The sequence below is a fragment of the Lacrimispora sanguinis genome, from assembly GCF_044987295.1.
GTDB classification, from domain to species: Bacteria; Bacillota; Clostridia; order Lachnospirales; family Lachnospiraceae; genus Lacrimispora; species Lacrimispora celerecrescens_B.
Map to the genome: position 1 here is coordinate 4,238,668 of NZ_CP173277.1, position 26,069 is coordinate 4,264,736.

Sequence of the window (26,069 nt, forward strand, 5' to 3'; positions counted from 1 at the left end):
AGGTATAAATTTGGAGGCTATTTCAGTTAATAATCTATCAAAAGAGTATGCAAGCGGTAAAATGGCGCTTGACAATGTAAGCATTACAGTTTCAACAGGAGAAATATTTTCTTTGTTGGGGCCGAATGGAGCGGGTAAAACGACATTAATCAATATCCTGACTACGTTTTTAAACCCTACAGGCGGGCGGGTATCGGTTCTAGGTCATGATGTTATTACAGAGCAGAAATCTGTTAGAGCCGATATTTCCTGCGTTGCTCAAAAGGTATCCATTGACGATCACTTGTCCCTGCGGGAAAACATGCTGTTCCAAAGCCGACTTCATAAGCTGGACAGAATGACTGCAAACAAGCGCATGGACGCTCTTATTGACACATTTAGCTTAAAAGAATATGAAAAGTACAGGGTAACAGCATATTCCGGAGGTGTAAAACGGCGTTTGGATATTGCCATGAGTATGATGTCATATCCCAAGATTCTATTCCTTGACGAACCAACTGTAGGAATGGATATTGAATCACGTAAAGCCATGTGGGAAGTCGTTAAAACAATCAAAACCCAGTTTGGCACAACCGTTTTTCTGACAACTCATTATTTAGAAGAAGCCGATATGTTAAGTGATACGGTATGTATTATGAAGGATGGACATGAACTGGTGCAGGATACACCGGAACATTTACGAGAACATACCCGCAAAAATATTGTTCGTATTGATTTGAATGATCCAGAAAGGCAACAGGAATTAGCAGCGCAGATTTCAGCCCTGCCATTTGTGAAAGGAATTCGAAAAGAGCAGAATACCATTTATGCAAATACGTATGACGCAAAAAAGGACTTTTACGTTCTGAATCAATTTTTGTCAGACAAACGAATTCATTACTCCGCAATTGGAGTTGTAACACCCAGCCTTGATGATATCTTTCTGTCTCTTACACAAAAAAATGATGGGAGCGTTCGAAATGCAAACTTATAATCTTTTTTGGAGAAGCGTAAAATGGCGCTTTCAAAATCCGGTAACTATTATTATGACATTGGTTCAGCCGCTCATTTGGCTTTTATTGTTCAGCACTATATTTAGCGGCGGTAAAGCAGAAGAAAATTACACTGCTTTTATTCTGCCCGGCATACTGGTCATGGGGGTGCTGTCCAGCTCCGGGGTAAGCGGAATCGCCAATTATTCCTTGAAAACAGGAGGCAGTTTCTACCGGATTATGATTTCCCCCGTGAGAAGGAGCTCTGTTATACTTGCTCATATTTTGGATGCCGCTGTCCTGTCATTTATCCAAATTGCAATTTTAATGGGCATCGCTTTTCTAATGTCCGTACGAATTGCTTCAGGAATAAGTGGAATGCTTTCCATGGCTGTATTGCTGTTCCTGGCGGTGGCATTTGTGGCAGCTGTGTCTTATGCCATCAGCCTTACGCTGCCAGATGAAAATTCTTTTATTGCACTTATAAATACGTTCACTTTGCCGTTGTTCTTTGTCAGTTCAGCATTAATACCTTTTGAGCAACTTCGTGGTGGATTCCGGATTGCAGCAATGATTAACCCGTTTACCCATGTTGTTAATAGTCTTAGAATGCTGGTACAAGGAACAATGATTGATTGGTTTCAATTGTTTTCCGTAGTGGGACTTCTCCTCGTCTTAGGTGCAATTAGCTTTATTGCAGCTGTCTATTCATTAAAGAAAGATAGTTATTGATTTATTTCTAAGACATTGGGAAACGTCAACAGATAGAAATATGGCGTAGCTTTGCGCTACGCCACACTTTCAAAACTGATACAATACTGTTATACGAAGGACTGCCATTTGACAGTCCGTTTTATACTTTTTAATTATGTACATGTAAATCTTCATAAAAGGAATAATCTAATCCTTAAAGGTCCCTGGATTTATCCCCTTTCATAATATGAGCGCCAAGGAGGAGTACCAGATAGAATATGCTTAATATAGTAATATGGAATGCAGTTTTTATAAATAATGGCATGCTCTTAAATGGATCTGTCACGGAAAACAGCGCAAAGTAGATACCGATGGCGAGCACCATCAGGGCCGCCGGCTTTAGGATCATATCCCAAGCGTTCCACACAAAATCCACCTTTTTCCGCAGGGTCAGCACATGCATCATGGCCAGAAGCAGTTCACTGGCCAGCATTCCCACCAAATAGGCTAAGATCCCATATTTGGGAATTCCAAAGAGAACAAATCCTAAACGCAATAACAATGCAATGGCGTTCTGGACAAAGGTGACAGAGGTTTTCCCCAGGCCGTTTAAAATACTTCCCATAGTAGTTACCAGATAGAGGAAGGGACAAAGCCATGCTAATATGGTCATATAGGTTCCGGCGCTATTATCCTTAAATACGCTGACACCCAAGTCATTACCAAACAGGGTAAAGATACCGATGCAAAGGATTCCTACGTACAGGCAGTAACGAAGTGACATGGAAATGGCATCACCGATCCTCCGGTCATTTCCCTCTGATTGGGCCTCGGCTACCGTTGGCAGCAAAAGGACGGCCAGGGAATTAAATATGGTGGAAGGGAAAAGAATAAAGGGCAAAGCCATTCCGGTTAAAACACCATATACGGAAAATGCTCCTGAATCGGAAAGCCCTGACATCTGCAGTCTGCTGGGAATCAGGATGGCTTCTGCGCTTGCAAGGACATTTAAGACCAGGCGGTTCCCCATAAGAGGCATTGCCAGGTGCATGAGCCCGGGAGCAGTTTCATGGAAGGAAGATGTAACCGCTGTGACGCCTTCGGGCATTTTTGGTGAAAAAAAGCGATAGGCCGTGATCGTATAAAGAGAAGAAACAATTTCTCCTATCAGATGTCCCATGGCTGCCAGCTGGACAGTGATTTTAATTCCGGATTTTATCATAATATCTGCAATGAGGAACACAGCTCCGATTCTTATGAACTGTTCTATTACCTGAGCAGATGCCGGGACATGAGGGCGCTGCATACCATAATAGTAACCATTGATACAGGCGTGAATGGCCGCACATGGGACGGATACCGCAATAAAGAGAAGAAGAGGGGCGCAGCGGGGTTCCATCAGGATATTGGCGGCCAGGAAGTCCTTAAACCGGATGATGGCGTAAGCCAGGATCATGGAAATTGCCACTGAAATAATAAGGCCGGTTCGGAAGATGGAACGGCCTTTTCTCACATTAGCGGCTACGGACTGGGATATGGCGGTCTGGATGGAACCGGCGCATAAGGCAAAGCAGACGCCAAACACCGGATGGATCAGGTTAAAGATTCCTAGTCCTTCTGCGCCAATGGTCCGTGAGAGAAAAATCCGGTAAAAAAAGCCTAACAACCGGGTAATCAGCCCGGCAGATGTCAAAAGAAGGGTGCCGGTGAGAAGCGCATATTTTCTTGGCGAAAGTTTTCGGGGAAATTTCAGAGAATCATTCATGCAATCTCCTGAAAATGAGAATTATTATAAATATATGGAATGGGTTTCTTCTTCATGACATCTGTTGCAGTTCCATTATGCCAACTCCGATTGTACAAATTTTTATGCATGGCTAAACTGTAACTATAATGAGAATCATTCCTATTGAAATTCTAGGAAATGTGTGTATAATAGAATTTGTAGATGAAGCTTTTAACTTTAGGACTACAGAAAGGCGGAACTAACAATATGAAGCAATTGATTTATCTTGACAATGCAGCAACTACCCAAACACGGCCTGAGGTCGTGGAAGCCATGCTGCCTTATTTTACGGAGTATTATGGAAATCCATCATCCGTATACGAGTTTTCCGGCATCTCAAAAAAGGCCGTCTCAGGAGCCAGAGAAACCATTGCAAATGCTCTGGGAGCCAAGGCCAACGAGATCTATTTTACAGCAGGCGGTTCAGAGTCTGACAACTGGGCACTGATTGCAACTGCTGAGGCTTATGCTAATAAAGGAAAACATATCATCACCAGTAAAATCGAACACCACGCTGTGCTTCACACCTGTGAATATTTGGAGAAGCAGGGCTTTGAGGTGACCTATTTAAATGTGGATGAAAATGGGGTTATAAAGCTGGAGGAGCTTAAAAAAGCCATCCGCCCTGATACCATTCTCATTTCCATTATGTTTGCAAATAATGAAATAGGTACCATAGAACCGATTAAGGAAATCGGTGAGATTGCAAAGGAACACGGAATATTATTCCACACAGATGCGGTCCAGTCATTTGGCCATGTGCCCATTAACGTAGATGAATACCATATCGATATGCTCAGTGCCAGCGCCCATAAGATCAACGGACCCAAAGGTATTGGCTTTCTCTATATCAGAAGCGGCATCAAATCCCGTTCCTTCGTTCATGGAGGTGCACAGGAAAGAAAACGCCGTGCTGGTACGGAGAATGTGCCGGGAATCGTAGGCTTTGGCAAGGCGACAGAGCTTGCGGTAGCAGGTATGGAAGAGAGAGCAAAGAAGGAAAGCGAGCTTCGCAATTATCTGATGGACCGGGTTATGGCAGAAGTTCCATTTACAAGAATTAACGGGCACAGGAAAAACAGACTGTCCAATAACGTTAATTTTGCTTTTCAGTTTATTGAAGGAGAATCCCTTCTGATCATGCTGGATATGAAGGGTATATGCGGTTCCAGCGGTTCTGCCTGTACTTCAGGCTCCCTGGACCCATCCCATGTGCTGCTTTCCATAGGCCTTCCTCATGAGATCGCCCATGGTTCCCTTCGTCTGACCTTAGATGAACGCAACACAAAAGAAGAGATGGACTATGTTGTGGAATCCATTAAGGAGATCGTGGAAAAACTGCGCAGTATGTCCCCGCTTTATGAGGATTATATCAGGCATCAGGCGAAATAATTCAAAGCACCGCCTTTAGGCGGCCGGAAACAAAGCAGATTGATTACCTGGAAATGGAGAAAATAAATTATGTATACAGAAAAAGTTATGGATCATTTTGAGCATCCAAGAAATGTAGGGGAAATTGATAACCCCAGCGGTATGGGTACCGTAGGAAATGCCAAGTGCGGCGATATTATGAGAATTTATCTGGATATTGATGAGAATCAGATTATCCGTGATGTGAAATTTAAAACCTTTGGCTGCGGAGCCGCAGTTGCTACAAGCAGCATGGCTACGGAGATGGTGAAGGGAAAAACTGTTCAGGAGGCTATGGCTGTGACCAATATGGCCGTTTGCGAAGCTCTTGATGGATTACCTCCGGTAAAGGTACACTGTTCCCTGCTGGCAGAGGAAGCAATTCACGCTGCCTTATGGGACTATGCAAAGAAAAACGGACTTGAGATTGAGGGCTTAAAGAAACCCAAGTCTGATATCGGTGAGGAAGAAGTGGAAGAAGAATATTAAGATGCCGGGCTTTTGCTTATCCGGCTAGAAAGTGGAAACATAAAGCTATGAGCAAAGGGAAAGTAGTAGTAGGAATGTCTGGAGGTGTGGATTCTTCTGTGGCGGCATGGCTCTTGAAAGAACAGGGGTATGAAGTCATAGGTGTTACCATGCAGATATGGCAGGATGAGGATACCGGGACCCAGGAGGAAAACGGAGGCTGCTGCGGCTTAAGTGCTGTGGACGATGCCAGACGGGTGGCCTGGGACCTGGAGATTCCTTATTATGTTATGAATTTTAAAGAAGAATTCAAATCCCAGGTCATTGATTATTTTGTAGATGAATACCAGAAGGGACGTACGCCCAATCCGTGCATTGCCTGCAACCGTTATGTTAAGTGGGAGTCTCTTTTAAAGCGCAGCCTGGATATAGGGGCGGATTATATTGCCACAGGCCATTATGCTCAGATTGATAAGCTCCCAAGCGGAAGATATGCATTAAAGAAGTCCGTGACAGCGGCAAAGGACCAGACGTATGCCCTTTACAATTTAACACAAAACCAGCTATCCCATACCTTAATGCCGGTGGGTGCTTATTCCAAGGACCAGATCCGTGAGATCGCGGATAGGATCAACCTGATGGTTGCCCATAAGCCGGACAGTCAGGAGATCTGTTTTATTCCGGATAATGATTATGCAGGATTCATTGAGGAAAGTGCAGGAGAAAAAGCACCGGAGGGGAACTTTGTAGATCTTTCCGGCCAGGTGATCGGCCGGCACAAAGGAATTACCCATTACACCGTAGGCCAGAGAAAGGGACTTAACTTATCCATGGGCCGCCCGGTTTTTGTGGTGGAGATACGGCCTGAAACCAATGAAGTAGTGATTGGAACAGGCGATGATGTTTATTCTGATACCCTGCGTGCCAATCATATTAACTGGATGGCTATCCCCGGACTTTATGGAGAGAGCATGCGGGTATCGGCAAAGATCCGCTATAGCCATAAGGGTGCCATGTGTACCATACGTGAAGTGGAAGATGGCGTAGTGGAATGCAAGTTTGATGAACCTCAGCGGGCTATCACTCCGGGGCAGGCCGTGGTATTCTATGACGAAGACTATGTTGTCGGAGGAGGAACCATAATTTGAGCAATTTAAGAAAAGGTCGCGGTTGGCTGATCATAGCCTCAATCCTTCTTTGTACATTTATGCTTGCAGGCTGCGCCAGGAAATATGAAGCAGTAAAAGCACCTGCACTGGAAGAAGCACAGGGCGGCATAGGCCAGGAAGAGGGCGAAGAGACCGCTCCTGTGTCCATTGCGGAGGATAAAACCGTAGAAACTGAGAACGGTAAATCAGCGGAGACAAGCTCTCATGAAGCTGCCGTAACCATGGAGACAGCTCCTGCCTTTGAGGCAGCCGATGAGACTGTTTATGTTACCGGATCCCAGGTGAATGTAAGAAAGTCACCTTCTGCTAACGGAGAGGTCCTGGATAAGCTTGATAAGGGGACTGCCCTTAAACGGACCGGATACAGCGAAAGCTGGAGCCGGGTGGTTTATAAAGACAAGGAATGCTATATTTCCTCCCGGTACGTGTCAAAAGACAAGCCGGTACAGGAAACGGCAAGTGCTGCTCCTTCTGTTTCCGGAAATGGGACAGGAAAGATTATTGCCATTGATGCGGGCCATCAGGGAAAAGGCAATTCCGAGAAGGAACCCATCGGGCCAGGCTCTTCTGAGATGAAGGCAAAGGTGGCTTCCGGAACCCAAGGAACGGCAACCGGAATACCGGAATATCAGCTCACTCTTGCAGTTTCTTTAAAATTAAAGCAGGAGCTTATAGACAGAGGTTATCAGGTTTATATGATCCGGGAAACCAATGATGTGAACATCAGCAATGCAGAACGTGCACAGATGGCGGATAAAAGCGGAGCGGACATATTTGTCCGGGTCCATGCAAATTCCTTAAATGACAGCAGCGTTCAGGGTGCTCTTACCATGTGCCAGACATCTAAGAATCCTTACAATGGGAGTTTATACAGCAAGAGCGTGTCTCTTTCCAAAGCCGTTGTAAATGGAATCTGCAATCAGACCGGATTTAAGAACCGGGGAGTGCAGGAGACGGATTCCATGAGCGGTATCAACTGGTGTAATATACCGGTGACCATTGTGGAGATGGGATTCATGAGCAACGCGGACGAGGATAAGAAGATGGCTACCGAGGAATACCGAGATAAGATCGTAAAAGGAATTGCCGACGGGATTGACGCTTATTATAAATAAAATAAAAGAAGAACAGTGTTTTGAGCTTGACTCAAAACCTGTTCTTTTTTGCATTTGCCAGGCCAGGCATAAATGAAAAAGAAACAGCATACATTTTCCTGAAATGCGGCTGAGCAGCAAGGAGAATGGAATCATGGCAGATTATGGACTGGCGATGGCAGGAGGCGGAACCAGGGGAGCGGCTCATGTGGGAGTATTATCTGCGTTAGAAGAAGCAGGGCTTCTTCCAGACAGGGTAGCGGGAGCCAGTGCCGGAAGTATTGTCGCTGGACTTTATGCATCAGGCATGACAATAGGGGATATGAGGGAAACGGTGCGGTGGCTGATAAAACATGGCAGGAGCATGATTGATCCGGATATTTTAGGAATTGCCCTATTTCTTCCCCAGTTCCTGATGGGAAGGGAGACAACGCTTCAAGGGCTTATAAAAGGGAATCGGCTCCAGCGTTTTCTCTGCGATTTAACAGATGGGCTGGAGATACAGGGAAACTGCTGCAAGGGCCTGCTGGTTCCGGCTGTGGATATTAACAGCGGGGATACGGTAGCCTTTACAAACATGTTTACAGAAGAAATTCCCCTCTCCGCATTAAAGCAGGAACATGTGAAATGGGAGCGGAGCGGACTTCTTTGTGATATCATGATGTCAAGTTCCTCAGTTCCTGCCGTATTCCGGCCAAGGCAGATGAACGGGTTTCTGCTGGTAGATGGGGGCGTAACGAACAATCTTCCAGTTGACCTTTTGATTTCGGCGGGGGAAGCAAAAGTCATTGCGGTAGACATTGGAGAAGAGTATGAAATGCCTCATGATTATTCCATCATTGAAACTGCATTCCATTCCTTTTCCATTATGAGCAGGGAGCTTAAGGACTGCCGTTCCAGTGGTGAGATCCTTCTGCTAAAGCCGCCTATGCCAAAAGGAGCAGGGCTTTTGACCTTTGAATGCATGGAAGAGTGTATGGAAAATGGCTACGTTTACACAAAAAAAATGATACCAAGAATCAGACGGGTACTGGAAAGGAGATAAGATTTATAGTATTCTATAAAAACAGATTACGATCAGGAGGAAGAGAAATGGAATTGACATTTAAATACGCCGAAAGAAGAGATACGGCTCTTATATTGAAATTCATTAAAGAACTGGCAGAATATGAAAAGATGCTTGATGAGGTGGTGGCCTCAGAGGAACTGCTGGAAGACTGGATTTTTAATAAGCAGAAAGCAGAGGTGATCTTTGCCCTGGCTGACGGGAAAGAGGTTGGATTCGCGTTGTTCTTCCATAACTTTTCTACATTTTTAGGGAGAGCGGGAATCTATCTGGAAGACTTGTACGTAAACCCGGAATACAGAGGCTGTGGAATTGGAAAGGCATTATTAAAGAAGCTGGGGAAGGTTGCTGTGGAACGGGGCTGCGGAAGGCTGGAATGGTGGTGCCTGGATTGGAACAAACCCAGTATTGATTTTTACCGTTCTATGGGAGCGGAGCCTATGGAGGACTGGACGGTTTACCGGATAGCCGGCAATGCTTTAAAGGAGCTGGCTGATTAATTTTTGATATTTTATTTATAGCCATAAAAGAGGGCGTACACAGATGCAACTGCGTACGTCCTTTTTCACGTTTATTTATTTTTTTCAATTTCCTGCATCTTCATAGCACGAACCTTTAATGGAAGTCCAAACAGAGTGATGAAGCCATCCGCGTCGTGGTGGTCATATAAATCGCCTGTTGTAAAGGAAGCCAGGGACTCGCTGTATAAGGAGTAAGGAGAAGTGGTTCCTGCCTTAATGATATTTCCCTTATATAGCTTAAACTTTACTTCTCCGGTCACATACTCCTGAGTGGATTCCACAAATGCCTGAACTGCTTCACGCAGGGGGGTAAACCATTTTCCCTCATAAACAATCTGTGCAAACTTATTGCTCATATCTTTCTTCACTTCCATGGTAGCACGGTCTAACACCAATTCCTCTAATTGCTGATGAGCCTCAAGGAGGATGGTTCCGCCGGGAGTTTCATAAACGCCGCGGGATTTCATGCCCACAACCCGGTTTTCCACGATATCCACGATGCCGACGCCGTGCTTGCCGCCCAGTTCATTTAACTTGGCAATGATATCAGAAACTTTCATCGTTTCCCCATTGACGCTGGTAGGAATCCCTTTTTCAAAGGTCATGGTCACATATTCCCCTTCATTCGGAGCCTTTTCAGGAGATACGCCCAATACTAATAAATGGTCATAGTTCGGTTCGTTTGCCGGATCTTCAAGTTCCAGGCCTTCATGGCTGATATGCCATAAGTTACGGTCACGGCTGTAGCTGTTGTCAGCAGAGAACGGAAGGTCGATTCCGTGCTGTTTGCAGTATTCGATCTCATCTTCACGGGACTGCATGGTCCATACATCGGTCATACGCCATGGAGCAATGATCTTTAAATCAGGAGCCAGAGCCTTGATTCCCAGCTCAAAACGGATCTGGTCGTTTCCTTTGCCTGTAGCACCGTGGCAGATGGCGGTAGCGCCTTCTTTCCTTGCGATTTCCACCAGCCTTTTTGCAATGGCCGGACGTGCCATGGATGTTCCTAATAAGTATTTGTTTTCATAAACTGCATTTGCCTGCACACATGGAATGATGTAATTATCGCAGAAGTCATCAACCAGATTTTCAACATATAATTTGGTAGCACCGGATAATTTGGCTCGTTCCTCTAAGCCATCCAATTCATTTCCCTGACCGCAGTCGATGCAGCAGCAGATTACTTCATAATCAAAATTTTCCTTTAACCACGGAATAATGGCTGTGGTATCAAGACCACCGGAATAAGCTAAAATAACTTTCTCCTTCATTTATACATCCTCCTAAAATTTAAATGGATTTTTTTCTTTGAACTTTCATAAATATACACCAAAATATTAGAAAATGCAAGGGTAAAATAAAAAATATAAAAAAAACTTGCATAATATACGCTGTCAATGTATAATTATGAACTATCAGTAATAGAAAAGTCTGGAGGAACCTTATTTTTAGCAGAAGAGTATGTATAAATAAAGTATAAAATGCCAGAATCCAGCAGTGATAAAAAATTGATAACCTATGAAAAAATATAAGGAGAGATGAATATGATTAAGGCAGGAATAATAGGATCTACCGGATATGCAGGCGGCGAGCTTGCAAGACTTTTGCTCCAGAGAGACGACATAGAGATCTTATGGTACGGATCAAAAAGCTATGTGGATCAGAAATACGCATCTATTTACCAAAACATGTTTCAGATTGTGGACGATTCCTGCCATGATGATAATGTGGAGGCCTTGGCTGATATCGCAGATGTAATTTTTACGGCAACTCCCCAAGGCTTTTGCGCCTCTCTGATGAATGAGAAGATTTTAAGTAAGACAAAGGTGATTGATCTAAGCGCTGATTACCGGATCAAGGATGTAGCTGTCTATGAGGAATGGTATAAGATGGAGCACAAGACGCCTCAGTTTATTAAGGAAGCGGTCTATGGGCTGCCGGAAATCAATCGGGAACAAATAAAGAATGCCAGGCTCATTGCCAATCCAGGCTGTTATCCTACCTGCTCCACTCTATCCATTTATCCTTTGGTAAAGGAAGGTCTCATTGACCCCGGCACGATCATCATTGACGCAAAATCCGGAACGTCCGGTGCCGGAAGAGGAGCAAAGGTGGATAACTTATACTGCGAGGTCAATGAAAACATCAAGGCTTACGGCGTAGGCGTTCACAGACATACACCGGAAATTGAGGAGCAGTTATCCTATGGAGCGGGCCGTCCAGTCACCATAAGCTTTACCCCTCATCTGGTGCCCATGAACCGGGGCATTCTCATAACTGCTTATGGGACTCTCACCAAGTCGGTTTCTTATGAGGAAGTAAAGGCAGCTTATGATAAATATTACGCAAAGGAATATTTTGTCCGGGTTTTGGAAAAAGATGTGGTACCCCAGACCAAATGGGTGGAAGGAAGTAACTTTGTGGATGTGAATTTTAAGATTGATCCTAGAACCGACCGAGTAATCATGATGGGGGCTATGGATAACCTGGTAAAGGGTGCCGCAGGACAGGCGGTTCAAAATATGAATATCATGTTTGGATTGCCGGAGAATAAAGGGCTTAGGCTTATTCCTATGTTTCCGTAAGATATGCCAGTAAAGGTTTAGTCAAGAAAGAAACAGCCAGTTTAGTCCAACCGGATCGATAATTAAAAGGATAAGGAGAACATATATGATACTTCGTACCATGACATTGGAAGATTATTACCAGGTACATAAGCTATGGACCGGGATCAAAGGATTTGCAATCCGTACGATAGACGATTCAAAGGAAGGCGTAGAACGGTTTTTAAAGAGAAATCCTGAAACCAGCGTGGTGGCAGAAGAAGATGGAAGCATCATTGGATCCATCCTATGCGGACATGACGGGCGGCGGGGCTGTATGTATCATGTTTGTGTGGCAGAGGAATACCGGCAGAACGGAGTAGGACATAAGATGGCTCTGGAGGTAATGAAACGGCTGCAAAAAGAAGGAATTAGCAAGGTTAACTTAATTGCCTTTAAGTCCAATACTGTTGGCAATGAATTCTGGAGCAAGACAGGCTGGACATACCGCAATGATATCAATTATTACGATTTCAATCTAAATGACGTAAACTCTATAAATTTTGTTGATTAAGTGAGGAAAATGAGATGAATTTAAAAAGAATATCTGCAGAATTTTCCGTATGCAAACTATCCGGGCCAATGGACTGGGGAAAACTTAATGAATCCTCCGGGTTTTGGTTTCTGGGAAAGACAGATGAGGAACTGTCGCTGGTATGTGAAACAGCCTCAGTTCCCGAAAATACCGTGGAGCGGGAGGACGGTTTTTTGGCATTCCGCATAGAAGGAATCCTGGATTTTTCCCTTATTGGAATATTATCAAAGATATCAACGGTATTGGCTGATCATGGTATCGGAATATTTGCAGTATCTACATTTAATACGGATTACATTCTTGTGAAAAAAGATAATTACGAAAAGGCTTTGAATCATCTGGAGGCCGCAGGGTATACGGTCACAGGAACAAAGGAGGAAGACTAATATGAAACAGATAGACGGCGGAGTAACTGCGGCAAAAGGATTTAAGGCAGCATCCACGGCAGCGGGAATTAAATATAAAGACAGAAAAGATATGGCGATGATTTACAGCGAAGTGCCCTGTAAGGCAGCGGGAACCTTTACAACCAATCTTGTGAAAGCTGCCCCGGTAAAATGGGATAAAGTCGTAGTGGAAAATTCTACTTGCGCTCAGGCTGTGATTGTCAATGCGGGAATCGCCAATGCATGTACCGGAGAGGAAGGGCTTCGTTACTGCATGGAAACTGCAGAAGCGGCGGCGGAGAGCCTTTCCATCCCTGTCAGCTCCGTGCTGGTGGCGTCCACTGGAGTGATCGGGAAACAGCTTCCGATGGACCGCATTGTAGCAGGGGTGAAAGCCATGGTGCCGGAACTTGATAGCAGCCAGGAAAGCGGGACGGCAGCTGCCATAGCTATCATGACTACAGATACGGTTAAAAAAGAAGTTGCGGTTCAATTTGAAGTCGGAGGAAAGACCATCACCATGGGCGGCATGTGTAAGGGTTCCGGAATGATCCATCCCGACATGTGCACCATGTTAAGTTTTGTTACCACAGATGCGGCTATTTCCAAAGAGCTTTTGCAGGAAGCCTTAAGAGAGGATATCAAAGACACCTATAACATGATTTCCGTGGATGGGGATACCTCTACCAATGACACTGTGCTCCTTCTTGCAAACGGCATGGCAGGAAATGAGGAGATCCAGTCTAAAAACGAGGATTATGAGGCATTTTGCAAGGCGCTTAATTTCATTAACGAAACTCTTGCAAAGAAGATGGCAGGTGATGGGGAAGGCTGTACCGCATTGTTTGAGGTAAAGATCATAGGAGCAGAAACGAAGGAACAGGCAGTGATCCTTTCAAAATCAGTCATCACCTCAAGCCTTACCAAGGCTGCCATTTTCGGCCATGATGCCAATTGGGGCCGAATCCTTTGTGCCATGGGCTATTCCGGAGCCGTGTTTGATCCGGAAAAGGTAGACTTATATTTTGAGAGCGCAGCGGGAAAGTTAAAAATCATTGAAAACGGAGTCGCTCTTTCCTACAGTGAAGAGGAAGCCACCAGGATCTTATCCGAACCGGAAGTGACGGCAACTGCGGATATAAAATTAGGTGAAGCAACAGCTACAGCCTGGGGATGTGACCTGACTTTTGATTATGTGAAGATCAATGCGGATTACCGCTCATAAGAAGGGGATATCAGGCAGGAAAGTGGAAAGGAGAAAATATATGCAACTGGATCATAGCATTATGGAAAAAGCAGAGGTATTGATCGAAGCCCTTCCCTATATACAGCGTTTCAACCGTAAAATCATTGTGGTGAAATACGGCGGCAGCGCTATGGTGGATGAGGAATTGAAAAAGCAGGTCATCCAGGATGTAGTTCTTTTAAAGCTGGTAGGTTTCAAGCCAATCATTGTTCATGGCGGAGGAAAGGAAATCAGCAAGTGGGTAGAAAAGTCTGGCATGGAGCCCCGATTTGTCAATGGCCTCCGAGTAACGGATGAACCTACGATGGAGATTGCAGAGATGGTGCTGAACCGGGTCAACAAAAGCCTGGTACAGATGGTGAATGAGCTGGGAGTAAAAGCAGTGGGAATCAGCGGCAAGGACGGTATGATGTTAAAATGCCAAAAGCGCTATTCAAACGGAGAAGACATTGGATATGTGGGAGATATTACAGAGGTGGATCCTCAAATCATATATGATTTGCTGGAAAAAGATTTTCTCCCTATCATCTGCCCTGTAGGCTTTGATGAAGATTTTGAAACCTATAATATCAATGCCGATGATGCGGCCTGTGCCATTGCTACGGCTATGGAAGCGGAGAAGCTGGCTTTTTTGACGGATGTTGAGGGTGTTTATAAGGATTTTCAGAATAAGGAATCCCTGATTTCAGAAATGTCCATGGCCGAAGCACAGGAATTTGTGGAAAGCGGGATGCTGGGAGGAGGTATGCTCCCTAAGCTTCAAAACTGCATCGATGCTATGAAGCAGGGAGTATCCAGGGTACATATCATGGATGGACGGATTCCCCATTGCCTGCTTTTGGAAATATTCACGAACAGGGGAATCGGAACAGCCATTATGAGTGCAGGAGAGGAGCGGTTTTATCATGCGAAGCAAGCAGGAATACATTGAGAAAGCGGAGTCAGAGATTTATAAGACCTACAACCGATTTCCGATTGTTTTTGACCATGGAGACGGTGTCCGTCTTTATGACACGGATGGAGAGGAATATCTGGATTTTGGAGCCGGGATCGCAGTCATGGGTTTGGGCTATAACGACCCGGAATTTAATGAAGCCTTAAAGGAACAGGTGGATAAGCTTCTTCATACCTCTAATTTATTTTATAATGTCCCGGCCGTGGAAGCGGGAGAGCTGATTTTAAAGGCCTCGGGTATGGATAAAGTGTTTTTTACCAACAGTGGAACGGAAGCTGTGGAAGGCGCTTTAAAGATAGCCAGAAGATACGCTTACAATAAGGACGGAGGCCATGACCACGAAATCATTGCCATGAAACATTCTTTTCACGGCAGGAGCTTTGGAGCTCTTTCCGTAACAGGTAATGACCATTACCAGGAACCTTTTAAGCCTTTGCTTCCGGGAATTAAATTTGCTGACTTTAATGATCTGGACAGTGTGAAGGAACTGCTGAATGATAAAACCTGCGCCATAATCATGGAAACAGTTCAGGGAGAAGGGGGCATCTATCCGGCCGATGAGGAATTTTTAACGGGTGTAAGAGCACTTTGTGATGAGCATGACATGCTGCTGATCCTTGATGAGATCCAGTGCGGAATGGGACGGACCGGTACCATGTTCGCCTGGCAGAAATACGGTGTAAAGCCGGATGTGATGACCGTGGCAAAAGCTTTAGGAAACGGCGTACCGGTGGGAGCATTCCTGGCAGCAGGAAAAGCCGCGACGGCCATGTCCCCCGGCGACCATGGTACCACATACGGCGGAAACCCCTTTGTAACAGCTGCGGCGTTCAAAGTACTGGAATTGTTTGAAAAGAGGAAAATCGTAGACCATGTAAAAGAAATGGGAGAGTATCTTGCAGCAAAGCTTAAATCTCTGGCGGACCGGTATGATATTATAACTGACCAGAGAGGCATGGGACTGATCCAGGGACTTGAGTTTTCTGTACCGGTTGCCCCCATTGTGAGCCAGGCCCTGTTGGAACAAAAACTGGTGCTTATAAGCGCCGGGGCGAATGTTATCCGCTTTGTTCCTCCGCTTGTGATCGAAAAAGAGCATGTGGATGAAATGGTTGAGAAGTTAGAGTCGGTACTAAAGCGCCAGCCTTAACACTTTTGCCGGAGTTTTCGGAAGGATTTCTGAAGACTCCGGTTTTTTATGATTGATTCTCAAAGCTTCAGCAATTCCGGCTCAATCCTGTTAATATAAGTTTCCAAAGAATTCCGGTCAATGAGCGCTGGAATCACCCCTTGTCTGGAAACGCAGAAGCCTGCGGCATATGCAGCGATTCTGGCCGATGCTTCCATGGAATATCCGGATGATAAATAAGCGGCCAGCGCTGCGATGAAAGCATCTGCGGCTCCGGTAGTATCCACAGGGGGAAAGGGGGAGGCTGGTAAGTATCCCTGAAAGGATGGATCCTTTAGATAACAGCCGGAATGCCCAAGGGTAATGATTACAGTCTTTGCTCCCTGTTTCACAAATTCCTCAGCTTTTCCTTCCACATCCGGAATATGCGGGCATAATAATTCTGCTTCTATCCGATTGGGAACGAAAATATCGATCAGCTTCATGAGAGAAGGACGGATGGATTTCATGGCAGCCGGCTTCAAAATGTTTTCGGCCCCATATTTTTTTGCCAGACTGGCAGCCGTTTCTATGGCTGATTCAGGAACTTCCGTTTGAAGAAGGCAGTAACCGGAATGTTCAAATGCTTTTTCATAAGAGATAACATCAGCCGGTTCCAGATTCTGATTGGCTCCTGTCAGGATGGTAATCATGCTTTCACCGTCATTCTGGACATGGATATAGGCTTTTCCTGTTTCCCTGTGAGCATCTCTTTTCAAACCCTGGACATCTACCTGGTTTTCTTCCATGCAGGTGTATATTAAGTTGGAGTCATAATCGCTTCCCACTTTGCCGATAAGAGAAACTTCGTTCCCGAGTTTTGCAACGCCCACAGCCTGGTTAGCTCCCTTTCCCCCTGGGATGACGGAATGCCTGCTGGTGCTGACGGTTCGTCCTGGCTGGGGAAGTTCATCCACGTTTAAGGTTACGTCGATGTTTACACTTCCGACTACCACAATCTTTTTTCCATGAGAGGCAAAGGGGAGGGCAATGCTTTGGGTATTTTCAAGAGGAAAGTCCCCTAGAAAAGGTGAAAATTCTTCTTCCCTTTTTTCACACTTTTCTATCAGACGGCCGCAGACAAAGCCTCCGAATTCATAGTAAGGAATCCGGATGCTTGATATACCTGGGAAGGCAATGTTTTCACGGGCATCATCTCTTAAACTAATAAGGGACAAATCCGAAGGAACATGGAACCGGAGCTTTGATAAATGTTCCAAGAGAACAAGAGCGGATGCATAATGAGTGCTGATAATTCCCGTCGGAGTGTGGGTCAATATGCCGTTGTGCCAGCCTTCTGCTTCAAGAGGAAGGTTCATGGAACTGTTGTAAGGAATGCTGTGGTCAAACAAACATTTCTTAAAACCTTGGAGAACCATCTCTGACCGCAGGCTGCCCTGTTTTGTGAGACAGCCAAGTTTTGTGTGGCCATATTGAATCAGAATTTCTGCTGCAGCATATCCCATGCCTGCAAAATCAATGGAGTAGGAAAGAGGATCTTCCCTGCTGTTAATACAACAAACCTCTATGCCCTGTTCCTCGAAATAATGTCTGCCATCCAGGCTGGCGTCGCTTACTGGTTCCCAGATGACCCCATCTACATGATTATTGCATAGGGAAGTGATATTTTTCAGTTCATTTTCAGGACTGTCCATGCTGTCATAGATTAAAATACTATAGCCGCTTTTCTGTGCCGCACTTATCATACCGTTTATCAATTGACTGGTTTTCCCTATGGATTTAAGCAGGACACCGAACATAAAGGTTTTTGCTTCCGGATTATTTTTAACCATACTGTAAGGGGTATAGTGATAGTCTTTTACAATTTTGAGGACACGGTTTCTGGTTTCAGGACTTATGTTTTTGTCTTTGTTGTTCACTATTTTTGATACGGTGGATATTGAAACACCGGCCAACTGGGCGATTTCCTTAATTGTCATGTGGCTCTCTCCCTTTTATTTATTGATTATAACAAATAATGAGTAATATGAAGTTAATTATGTGGCAGATATATGTATTTGTCAATAAGTTATATAAATGATATTAGCAAAATAATATAAGAAAGTAGTTTAATAAAATATTTTTTTATGCAAAAGTACTTGACATCTCATTCGGAGGATGTTAGCATTGGGATTATAGAAATGCAGATAAGAAAGCTGTTTTATTTTTGGGCAAAAAGGAAAAACGTTTTACCAAAAAGATAAGAGTGAAATGATTTCCTTTTTCACTATATTTTTAAAGGAGGTATTTCAATGAAAAAAAGAGTTTGGAGCATTCTGATGACGGCAGCACTGGCAGTATCGCTGACCGGCTGTTCCGGTGGGGCGGGAGCAGCAAAGGAGGCCGGTAAAACGGTAGAGGCAACCGCAGGAACAACGGCAAAGGCAGCATCAGAGAATGGGGATGGAAAGGAAAAGACAGGGGCCGGAAAAAGGGTATGTATTGTTTATTCCGGTAATTTAGGGGACAAGTCCTATAATGATTCCTGCAATGAGGGGGCAAAAGAGGCTGCCGCAGATTATGGAGTGGAAATTAAAAATCTGGAGGGCACATCTGCAGAGGAATGGGAAGCAAACTTTTTATCTGCCTGCGAGGACGGTTATGATCTTGTCATCTGCTCCTCCTCTAACTTTGAAGAGTACATGAAAGAGCATTGTGCCAGCTATCCGAATGTGAAATTTGCAATTATCGACACTACGGTGGAAGGCGATAATATTGTATCCATCAGCTTCGCACAGAATCAGGGTTCTTTCCTGGCAGGTGCGGCAGCCGCCATGTTTACTCAGAAGACAGATATTGAAGGGGTAAACCCGGATAAGATCATTGGCTGGGTAGGCGGAATGGATATTCCGGTTCTTCATGATTTCTTCACTGGATATGAGCAGGGAGCAAAATACATAGACCCGGATATCAAGGTTCTACAGTCTTTTGCAGGAACATGGAACGATCCGTTAAAGGGCAAGGAGCTGACACTGGCGCAGTTTGATCAGGGCGCAGATATCGTAATGAACGTAGCTTCTGGTACAGGCCCTGGAATTTTAGAGGGAGCAAAGGAAGCTGGAAAATATGCCATAGGTGTGGATTTAAACCAGGATAATGACCAGCCGGGAAGCATACTGACCTCTATGGTAAAGCGTGTGGACACAGCCTGCTATCTGGCAATCCAGTCAGTGGTTGAAGGCACATTTAAGGGTAATTCCACTTCATATCTGACCATAAAGGAAGAGGGCGTTGGCCTGACCGATTTCAGTGTGATGAAAGAGCACCTGGGAGATAAATTCCCGGAAGACATTGTAGAAAAGGTTAAAGAACTGGAAGAGAAGATCGTTTCCGGTGAAATAGTTGTAGAGAATTATACCGGTTTCGGTGCAAATAAATAGCAGGAACTGAAAAGAATGCAGAATGGTTTGGATTTCCTGATTCCCCTCGGATTTCCAAACCATTTTACAATCATAAGGTGCGGGAAACGGCTGCTAACATAAAGAAGAGGGTGAAAGTTTGAGCGAATATGTAATAGAAATGAAGGATATTGTAAAGTCATTCGGAAATGTTCATGCAGTAAGGAACGGGCAGTTCACCTTAAAAAAGGGTGAAATCCATTCTCTGATCGGAGAAAACGGAGCCGGTAAATCCACCATGATGAAGCTGCTTTACGGTATGTATCCCATTGATGACGGAAGCATCCGGATCCATGGAGATCATATCCCATCCATTTCTCCTAAAATTGCCATTGAAAAAGGAATCGGAATGGTTCATCAGGAATTTATGCTGGTCAATGAACTGACGGTATTGGAAAACATTATTCTAGGATTTGAACCAAGGCATGGAATCACCATTGATTTTGATAAGGCCAGAAAGACGGTGGAACAGTATATCAATCAATATGGAATGGATATCCAGCTTGGGAAAAAGATCAATCAGATATCCGTAGGTGAGGCGCAAAGGGTGGAGATCATCAAAACCTTAACCAGAGGAGCAAATGTTATCATTCTGGATGAACCTACGGCAGTCTTAACGCCCCAGGAAACCAAACAGCTTTTTGTGATTCTTCAGAATCTAAGAAAAGATGGGAAATCCCTGGTATTTATCTCTCATAAATTGAATGAGGTCATGGAGATTTCTGACCGCATCAGCGTAATGCGTCAGGGAAATTATATTGGAAGCGTCAGTAAGGAAGAGACTTCTCCGGCAGAGCTTGCCAAAATGATGATCGGAAGAGAAGTATTTTTAAATATAGAAAAAACACAGACAAAGCCAGGGGAAAAGGTTCTGGAAGTAAAGGATGTATGGGTTTCCGGAGAAAAGGAGATCTCAAAGATCCGTGGGGTATCACTGGATGTCCGGGCAGGAGAGATCGTTGGTATAGCGGGAATCGATGGAAATGGACAAAGTGAGCTGATTGAAGCAATCGCAGGACTCCGGCAGGTTGAAAAAGGAAGCGTGCTCTTAGACGGAAAAGAGTTAGGGGGCCTAAGTCCAAAACAGATCCGAAAAGCAGGTTTGTCCCATATTCCGGAAGACCGTAATACAAGAGGTTTAAACCGGTCTATGAGTATCAAGGAAAACCTCATAGCCGTACAGGTTGGGGAAGCTCCCTTTTGCAAAGGGGTCGTACGAGATGATAAGGAAACGCTGGAATATGCAAAACAGCTGTCTGAAGTTTTTGATATCCGTCCCAGAGACCCGGAGATATCCACTCAGTCCTTATCAGGCGGAAACGCACAGAAGGTAGTAGTTGCAAGGGAAGTTTCTATTGGGGGGAAACTTCTGGTTGCATCACAGCCTACCAGAGGTGTTGATATTGGAGCCATTGAATCCATCCGGAAAATTCTGCAGGAGGTCAAAGCCAAAGGAATGGGGGTTTTGTTAGTCTCCGCTGATTTGGAGGAAATCTTGTCCCTTTCAGACCGGATCGTTGTCATGCACGAAGGCAGGATAACAGGAAGGTTAAAAGCGGAGGATGCCAACGAGGATAATCTGGGATTACTGATGATGGGCGGAACTGCATCAGCTGAGGAAAGGGGAAGTACAACATGAATGTAGCGGTAAAGAGCATACAGAAAATTTTACTTACCATGCTGCTTGCATTGGCAATCGGAGCCTTATTTATCCTATTTATCGGAGAAAATCCCTTAGAAGCCTATGGGGCACTGCTGCGTGGGGCATTTAACGGGAAGCTAAAGATAGGAACCACCCTGGCTAGCTTTACGCCCCTTCTTCTCACCTCTTGTGCGTTTGCGGTCGCGGCAAAAGCGGGAGCATTTAACGTAGGTGTGGAAGGTGAGGTGTTTCTGGGAGGGATTACTGCCGCATACATCGGCATCAACTGGACCTTTCTTCCGGCTCCTGTCCTCTTAATTGTCTGCTTTCTGGGAGCCATGACAGTGGCGGCTTTGTGGGCACTTATTCCAGCCGTGCTGAAAGCTTATTACCGTGTGAGTGAGGTTTGTGTGACCATTCTCATGAACAGCGTAGCTTTGTACATAACCTCTTATCTGGTCAGCGGTCCCATGAGTGCAGGCGTGGCCAATGCCCAGTCTCTGCCGGTGACGGTGAATCTGCCTCAGTTTATGAAGCCAAGCAGTGTCAATGCGGGACTTTTCATAGCCCTTATTACAGTGGTTTTTATGATCTGGGTCTTAAACAAAACTACTTTTGGATATAAAGTAAAAACAGTGGGAACCAATCCATCACATGCGGAGTATGTGGGCATCAGTCCCAAGAAGATATTTATACAATCCATGATGCTTAGCGGAGCATTGGGCGGAATGGCCGGCTGTATTGAGGTCTTGGGAGTTCACGGTTATTTCCTGAATAATTTTGCGGCAGGGCTTGGTTCCAACGGCATGCTGGCTTCTCTGATCGTTAAGAACAATCTGATCTTTGCACCCTTTATGTCCTTCTTCCTGGCGGTGTTAAAATCAGGAGCCATGGGGATGCAGCAGAGCACCGGTGTACCAAAATCCATTGTTGACACCATAACAGCCGTCTTCATTATTGTGGCAACCATGGAACTTTTGTTCCAGTTTAAGGATAAGAAAAATAAAAAGGAAAAGAGCAAATAGGAGGAGGCAGGACTATGGATTTAGGAAAAATTTTCAGTGTATCCTTGATATATGCAACCTTTCGTTCTGCCACGCCTATTATTTATGCGGCATTGTGTGCAGCCATCACTCAGCAGGCGGATATTTTAAATATCGGAACGGAAGGAATCATGCTGACCGGTGCGTTTGCGGCAGTGGCAGTCAGCTATTTAACCGGAAGCTGGCTTCTGGGAGTTGTAGTTGCCATGATAGCAGGGCTTATTATGGCCATGATCATGGCAGTAGGCCATATCCGTTATAAAGCGGAGATCTGTGCCATCGGTATGGGGATCAATTTATTTGCACTGGCGATCACCAAGTTTCTTTTAAACAGTGCTTTGGGAAAAAGCGGAACCTTTTCGGAACCAGGGATCATTGCAATCCCAAGGGTCAGTCTTCCTTTTCTGGCTAAAGTTCCATTTTTAAAAGAGATTTTTGACAACTGGTGCATCACCGAGTGGTTTGTGATTGTACTGATTATACTGGTCTGGTTTGTGTTTTATAAAACGGTCTGGGGCCTTCGTTTAAGGGCAGTAGGACAGTTTCCAATGGCAGCACAGACGGCAGGAATCAATGTAAATTCCATGAAATACCGGGCCATTGCCATATCGGGCCTGATCGGAGGCCTGGCAGGTGCCCATTTATCCTTAGGATACAGCAAAATGTTTACGGAGAATATGACAAATGCCAGAGGATTTATGGGAGTGGCGGCCATGTATTTTGGAGGTGCCCACCCAATCCTGACTGCGGCAGGATGTCTGGTGTTCGGATTAACAGATTCCATAGGAGCCAGACTTCAAGCTTACGGAGTGCCGTCTCAGCTGGTGCTTTTGATGCCTTATGTGGTGACCATAGCCACCCTGGCAGTATCCATGGCATCTAAAATGGCAAGGGAAAAGAAGAAAAAGAGTGCATTGGCAAAAGCTTAAAAAGGAGAATAATCAATGGAAAAGCAAAAGGTTATCCTGGACTGTGATCCGGGACACGATGATGCAGTGAACATAATACTGGCAGGAAAAAACAGTGGGATAGAGGTGCTGGGCATTACCGTGGTGGCAGGAAACCAGTCCCTTGAAAAAACAACAAGAAATGCCCTGAATATCTGTCAGTACTTAGGGCTTGATATCCCAGTCTATGCCGGCTGTGGGCAGCCCATGATCCGGGATAAGCAGCTCCTTGCAGGGGATATCCATGGAGAAAGCGGACTTGACGGTCCGGTTTTTGAACCGTTACAGAGAAAGGAAGAGGCGGAGCATGGAGTCATGTTTCTCGTCCGCACGCTGATGGAGTCGGAAGGTGACATTATTCTGGTGCCAACAGGTCCCCTGACCAATATTGCCATGGCTATGAGAATGGAGCCTCGTATTATACCGAAGATAAAAAGAATTGTCCTTATGGGAGGCTGCTATCAGCTGGGTAATGTAACTCCGGCGGCTGAGTTTAATATCATAGCCGATGCAGATGCAGCTCATGTGGTATTTACCAGCGGACGCCCGATTACTATGGTAGGGCTTGATGTGACCAGGAAGGTACTCTGTTATCCCCAGGTGGTAAAACGGATGGAAGCAATCGGTACACCGGCGGCCCGACTGTTTACAGATCTGATGGGACATTTCAATAAGAGCCAAAGGCAAGTTTTCGGCTGGGAAGGCGGCCCTCTTCATGACCCGGTGACCATTGCCTCCATCATTGATCCGGAGCTCCTGGTGACAAAACCTATGTTTACGGAAGTGGATATCAGAAGCGTACAAAGCTATGGAAGGACCAATTGTGACTTCTTTGGCTACAGTCACAGAGAAGCAAATGTGGATGTGGCAGTGGATATTGATGTGGAACGTTTCTGGGATTTGATCGAGACGGGAATCCGGGCTTACGGTTCGTGAGGTAGATGATGGAACGATTAAAAGAAGTACTGGAAAACAAAAAAGATGAATATGTTAAATATTTATCAGAGCTGATTGCCATTGATACTCAGGATCTGGGACATGGGATTGCCGGAGGAAGAGAAAAAGAGGGACAGGAATATTTAATACGGCTGCTGGAGGAGATGGGAGCAGATCAGATAGAAAGAGATCCCATGACCGAAGAGACGATCGCAGCCTCTATAGAAAAATATGGAGAAGGCAATCCTGGTCATGATTATAAGGACCGCTATAATGTTTATGCCGTTTTCAAAGGGCAGGGAAGCAAGAGCCTGATGTTTAATGGACACATGGATACCATGCCTCCGGGGGATGAGTCCTTGTGGAATGTGCCTCCCCATGCACCGGAAATAGCAGATGGCAAGCTGTTTGGCCTGGGAGCTGCGGATATGAAAGGGGGCCTTATGGCTTCCGTCATGGCAGTAAAGCTTTTAAAGGATGCCGGTATCTCCCTTCCTCTTAATGTCCACATCTGCTCGGTGTGTGATGAAGAGGGAGGCGGAAATGGCTCCATTCAGGCGGTCATGAGAGGAAAACGGGCAGATGGAGTGGTGGTCTGTGAACCAACATCCGGAGAGCTGATTCTGGCTCATATGGGATTCGTATTTATGAAAGTACGGATCGCCGGGAAATCCAACCATTCCGGAGCCAAATGGCTTGGGGTAAGCGCCATTGAAAAGGCAATAAAGATCATAGAAAGGCTGAATGAACTGGAGCATGGTTGGCTGCTTAAATTTAAGCACCCCCTTCTTCCGGCCCCTAATTTAAACGTAGGGACCATTCATGGAGGAAGTGCGGGATCTACGGTTGCCGGGGATTGTGAATTTGATATGTGCATCCATTACCTTCCTGGTCTGATGAGTCATAAGCAGGTGGCAGATGAGGTCACAGATGAGATCAGGCGCCTGGCAGAAAGCGATCTATGGCTGCGGGAGCATATGCCGGAAATCAGTATTTATCAGGCCGGAGGTCCTTTTGAAATGGAAAAGGGGCCGTTTGTAGACAGCTTTGAACGAGCATTTGAAAAAGCGGAGGAAAAACCAGTGGCCATAAAGGGCTCACCGGCTGGCTGTGACTCCAGGCTGTGGAGAAATATAGCTGGTTGTCCGACCATTCAGTTTGGACCCGGAAATCTGGAACAATGCCATTCCGTAAATGAATATATTCAGATAGAGGAATATCTTAAGGCAATTCATATCTATGCACAATTGATTTTAGAGTGGGGAAAGGAAAACAGGACAGATGAATAAGAAAATACTATTGGCAGGAGAATCCTGGATGAGTTATACTACACATGTAAAGGGGTTTGATTCTTTTTATACCTCTACCTATGAGACAGGAGAAAAGTGGCTGAAAAAGGCGCTGGAGAATGCCGGTTATGAGGTAACGTTCCTTCCGAATCACCTGGCATCGGACGAATTTCCATTTACTATGGAAGAATTAAAGCAGTATGATGGGGTCATTCTGTCCGATATCGGAGCAAATACCCTGCTGCTTCCCGTAGCGACTTTTGCTCACAGCCGGAAGATGCCGGACCGCTGTAAGCTGATCCGGGATTATGTTCTGGATGGAGGCGCACTTTTGATGATCGGGGGATATATGACATTCTCCGGCGTGGATGCAAAGGGAAAGTGGCATGATACCGCTGTACAGGAAGTTCTTCCCGTAGAGGTTTTGACTGTGGACGACCGAATGGAACACTGTGACGGAGCAAAGCCTGTTGTAGGAGAAGTCCATGAAGCCATATCCGGACTTCCGTCAGACTGGCCGGAGGTATTGGGATACAATAAAACAGTGGCAAAGCCGGAAGCAATTGTACCCGTTACCATAGAAAATGATCCGTTCCTGGCATTGGGAACCTACGGAAAAGGAAGAAGTGCGGCATTTACCACGGATTGTGCCCCTCATTGGGCTCCGCCGGAATTTTGTGAGTGGGAATATTACGATCAGCTTTGGAAGGGGATTCTTGACTGGCTGACAAAAGAATAGA

General features: G+C 45.2%; 24 protein-coding genes. 21 read left to right on the forward strand and 3 right to left on the reverse strand.

Annotated elements, in window-relative coordinates:
* The first annotated feature begins 10 nt into the window (after positions 1-10).
* The gene (locus ACHZES_RS19670; RefSeq protein WP_395546337.1) at positions 11-973 is read left to right on the forward strand and encodes an ATP-binding cassette domain-containing protein; all 963 of its coding nucleotides are present in this window, start codon (positions 11-13) and stop codon (positions 971-973) included.
* Entirely contained in the window at positions 960-1,703 is a 744-nt protein-coding gene (locus ACHZES_RS19675) for an ABC transporter permease (RefSeq protein ID WP_154523021.1), read from the forward strand. Before ACHZES_RS19670 ends, ACHZES_RS19675 begins: the two co-directional genes overlap by 14 nt.
* Positions 1,704-1,878: 175 nt before the next feature.
* Here ACHZES_RS19675 and ACHZES_RS19680 read toward each other — a convergent pair whose 3' ends face one another.
* Positions 1,879-3,429 (reverse strand): polysaccharide biosynthesis protein, encoded by a 1,551-nt coding sequence (locus tag ACHZES_RS19680; RefSeq protein WP_154523024.1) that lies wholly within the window; start codon positions 3,427-3,429, stop codon positions 1,879-1,881.
* Positions 3,430-3,657: 228 nt separating this feature from the next.
* On the opposite strand from ACHZES_RS19680, the gene nifS reads away from it, so the two are divergent.
* From nifS to ACHZES_RS19710, 6 genes are all read left to right on the forward strand, one after another.
* Positions 3,658-4,842 carry a cysteine desulfurase NifS gene (gene nifS / locus ACHZES_RS19685; RefSeq protein ID WP_154523027.1) on the forward strand — a complete coding sequence of 395 codons (1,185 nt, stop codon included), beginning with the start codon at positions 3,658-3,660 and terminating at the stop codon, positions 4,840-4,842.
* Between the two features lie 69 nt (positions 4,843-4,911).
* Positions 4,912-5,349 (forward strand): Fe-S cluster assembly scaffold protein NifU, encoded by a 438-nt coding sequence (gene nifU, locus ACHZES_RS19690; protein ID WP_038276934.1) that lies wholly within the window; start codon positions 4,912-4,914, stop codon positions 5,347-5,349.
* A gap of 47 nt (positions 5,350-5,396) precedes the next feature.
* Complete coding sequence (gene mnmA, locus ACHZES_RS19695) at positions 5,397-6,476, forward strand: tRNA 2-thiouridine(34) synthase MnmA (protein ID WP_395546338.1); 1,080 nt, start codon at positions 5,397-5,399, stop codon at positions 6,474-6,476.
* A complete protein-coding gene (locus tag ACHZES_RS19700; protein WP_051834904.1) occupies positions 6,473-7,612 on the forward strand; it encodes an N-acetylmuramoyl-L-alanine amidase in 1,140 nt (379 codons plus the stop codon). The genes mnmA and ACHZES_RS19700 overlap by 4 nt, the downstream gene beginning before the upstream one ends.
* Positions 7,613-7,745: 133 nt before the next feature.
* Positions 7,746-8,636: a patatin-like phospholipase family protein gene (locus tag ACHZES_RS19705; protein ID WP_038276938.1), complete on the forward strand. Its 891-nt coding sequence runs from the start codon at positions 7,746-7,748 to the stop codon at positions 8,634-8,636.
* Between the two features lie 47 nt (positions 8,637-8,683).
* Complete coding sequence (locus tag ACHZES_RS19710) at positions 8,684-9,157, forward strand: GNAT family N-acetyltransferase (RefSeq protein WP_154523030.1); 474 nt, start codon at positions 8,684-8,686, stop codon at positions 9,155-9,157.
* Positions 9,158-9,228: 71 nt separating this feature from the next.
* On the opposite strand, the gene ACHZES_RS19715 is transcribed toward ACHZES_RS19710, so the two are convergent.
* The gene (locus ACHZES_RS19715; RefSeq protein ID WP_038276941.1) at positions 9,229-10,452 is read right to left on the reverse strand and encodes an argininosuccinate synthase; all 1,224 of its coding nucleotides are present in this window, start codon (positions 10,450-10,452) and stop codon (positions 9,229-9,231) included.
* A gap of 273 nt (positions 10,453-10,725) precedes the next feature.
* Here ACHZES_RS19715 and argC point away from each other — a divergent pair, with 273 nt between their 5' ends.
* From argC to ACHZES_RS19745, 6 genes are all read left to right on the forward strand, one after another.
* A complete protein-coding gene (argC, locus tag ACHZES_RS19720) occupies positions 10,726-11,766 on the forward strand; it encodes an N-acetyl-gamma-glutamyl-phosphate reductase (protein ID WP_395546339.1) in 1,041 nt (346 codons plus the stop codon).
* An 85-nt stretch (positions 11,767-11,851) separates the two neighbouring features.
* The gene (locus tag ACHZES_RS19725; protein ID WP_038276946.1) at positions 11,852-12,298 is read left to right on the forward strand and encodes a GNAT family N-acetyltransferase; all 447 of its coding nucleotides are present in this window, start codon (positions 11,852-11,854) and stop codon (positions 12,296-12,298) included.
* 14 nt (positions 12,299-12,312) lie between these two features.
* Positions 12,313-12,705, forward strand: a complete 393-nt coding sequence (locus tag ACHZES_RS19730) for an ACT domain-containing protein (protein WP_395546340.1) — start codon at positions 12,313-12,315, stop codon at positions 12,703-12,705.
* Between the two features lies 1 nt (position 12,706).
* On the forward strand, positions 12,707-13,930 hold the full coding sequence (gene argJ / locus ACHZES_RS19735) for a bifunctional glutamate N-acetyltransferase/amino-acid acetyltransferase ArgJ (protein ID WP_038276951.1): 1,224 nt from the start codon (positions 12,707-12,709) through the stop codon (positions 13,928-13,930).
* A 40-nt stretch (positions 13,931-13,970) separates the two neighbouring features.
* Complete coding sequence (argB, locus tag ACHZES_RS19740; RefSeq protein ID WP_038276954.1) at positions 13,971-14,882, forward strand: acetylglutamate kinase; 912 nt, start codon at positions 13,971-13,973, stop codon at positions 14,880-14,882.
* Positions 14,857-16,056, forward strand: coding sequence for an aspartate aminotransferase family protein (locus ACHZES_RS19745; RefSeq protein ID WP_395546341.1), 1,200 nt, complete (start codon positions 14,857-14,859; stop codon positions 16,054-16,056). Before argB ends, ACHZES_RS19745 begins: the two co-directional genes overlap by 26 nt.
* A 59-nt stretch (positions 16,057-16,115) precedes the next feature.
* Here ACHZES_RS19745 and ACHZES_RS19750 read toward each other — a convergent pair whose 3' ends face one another.
* Complete coding sequence (locus ACHZES_RS19750; protein WP_395546342.1) at positions 16,116-18,014, reverse strand: PfkB family carbohydrate kinase; 1,899 nt, start codon at positions 18,012-18,014, stop codon at positions 16,116-16,118.
* A gap of 312 nt (positions 18,015-18,326) precedes the next feature.
* Between ACHZES_RS19750 and ACHZES_RS19755 the strand changes: the two genes are divergently transcribed.
* The 7 genes from ACHZES_RS19755 (at position 18,327) to ACHZES_RS19785 (ending at position 26,068) form a co-directional block, all read left to right on the forward strand.
* Positions 18,327-19,454 (forward strand): BMP family protein, encoded by a 1,128-nt coding sequence (locus tag ACHZES_RS19755; RefSeq protein ID WP_038276963.1) that lies wholly within the window; start codon positions 18,327-18,329, stop codon positions 19,452-19,454.
* Between the two features lie 139 nt (positions 19,455-19,593).
* Positions 19,594-21,111 carry an ABC transporter ATP-binding protein gene (locus tag ACHZES_RS19760; RefSeq protein ID WP_038277406.1) on the forward strand — a complete coding sequence of 506 codons (1,518 nt, stop codon included), beginning with the start codon at positions 19,594-19,596 and terminating at the stop codon, positions 21,109-21,111.
* Positions 21,108-22,139 carry an ABC transporter permease gene (locus ACHZES_RS19765; RefSeq protein ID WP_395546343.1) on the forward strand — a complete coding sequence of 344 codons (1,032 nt, stop codon included), beginning with the start codon at positions 21,108-21,110 and terminating at the stop codon, positions 22,137-22,139. The genes ACHZES_RS19760 and ACHZES_RS19765 overlap by 4 nt, the downstream gene beginning before the upstream one ends.
* A gap of 14 nt (positions 22,140-22,153) precedes the next feature.
* Positions 22,154-23,086 carry an ABC transporter permease gene (locus ACHZES_RS19770; RefSeq protein ID WP_038276968.1) on the forward strand — a complete coding sequence of 311 codons (933 nt, stop codon included), beginning with the start codon at positions 22,154-22,156 and terminating at the stop codon, positions 23,084-23,086.
* A gap of 15 nt (positions 23,087-23,101) precedes the next feature.
* A complete protein-coding gene (locus tag ACHZES_RS19775; RefSeq protein ID WP_038276973.1) occupies positions 23,102-24,040 on the forward strand; it encodes a nucleoside hydrolase in 939 nt (312 codons plus the stop codon).
* 5 nt (positions 24,041-24,045) lie between these two features.
* Positions 24,046-25,329 (forward strand): M20 family metallopeptidase, encoded by a 1,284-nt coding sequence (locus tag ACHZES_RS19780; RefSeq protein WP_395546344.1) that lies wholly within the window; start codon positions 24,046-24,048, stop codon positions 25,327-25,329.
* Complete coding sequence (locus ACHZES_RS19785; protein WP_038276977.1) at positions 25,322-26,068, forward strand: glutamine amidotransferase; 747 nt, start codon at positions 25,322-25,324, stop codon at positions 26,066-26,068. Before ACHZES_RS19780 ends, ACHZES_RS19785 begins: the two co-directional genes overlap by 8 nt.
* The last annotated feature ends 1 nt before the right edge of the window (position 26,069 follow it).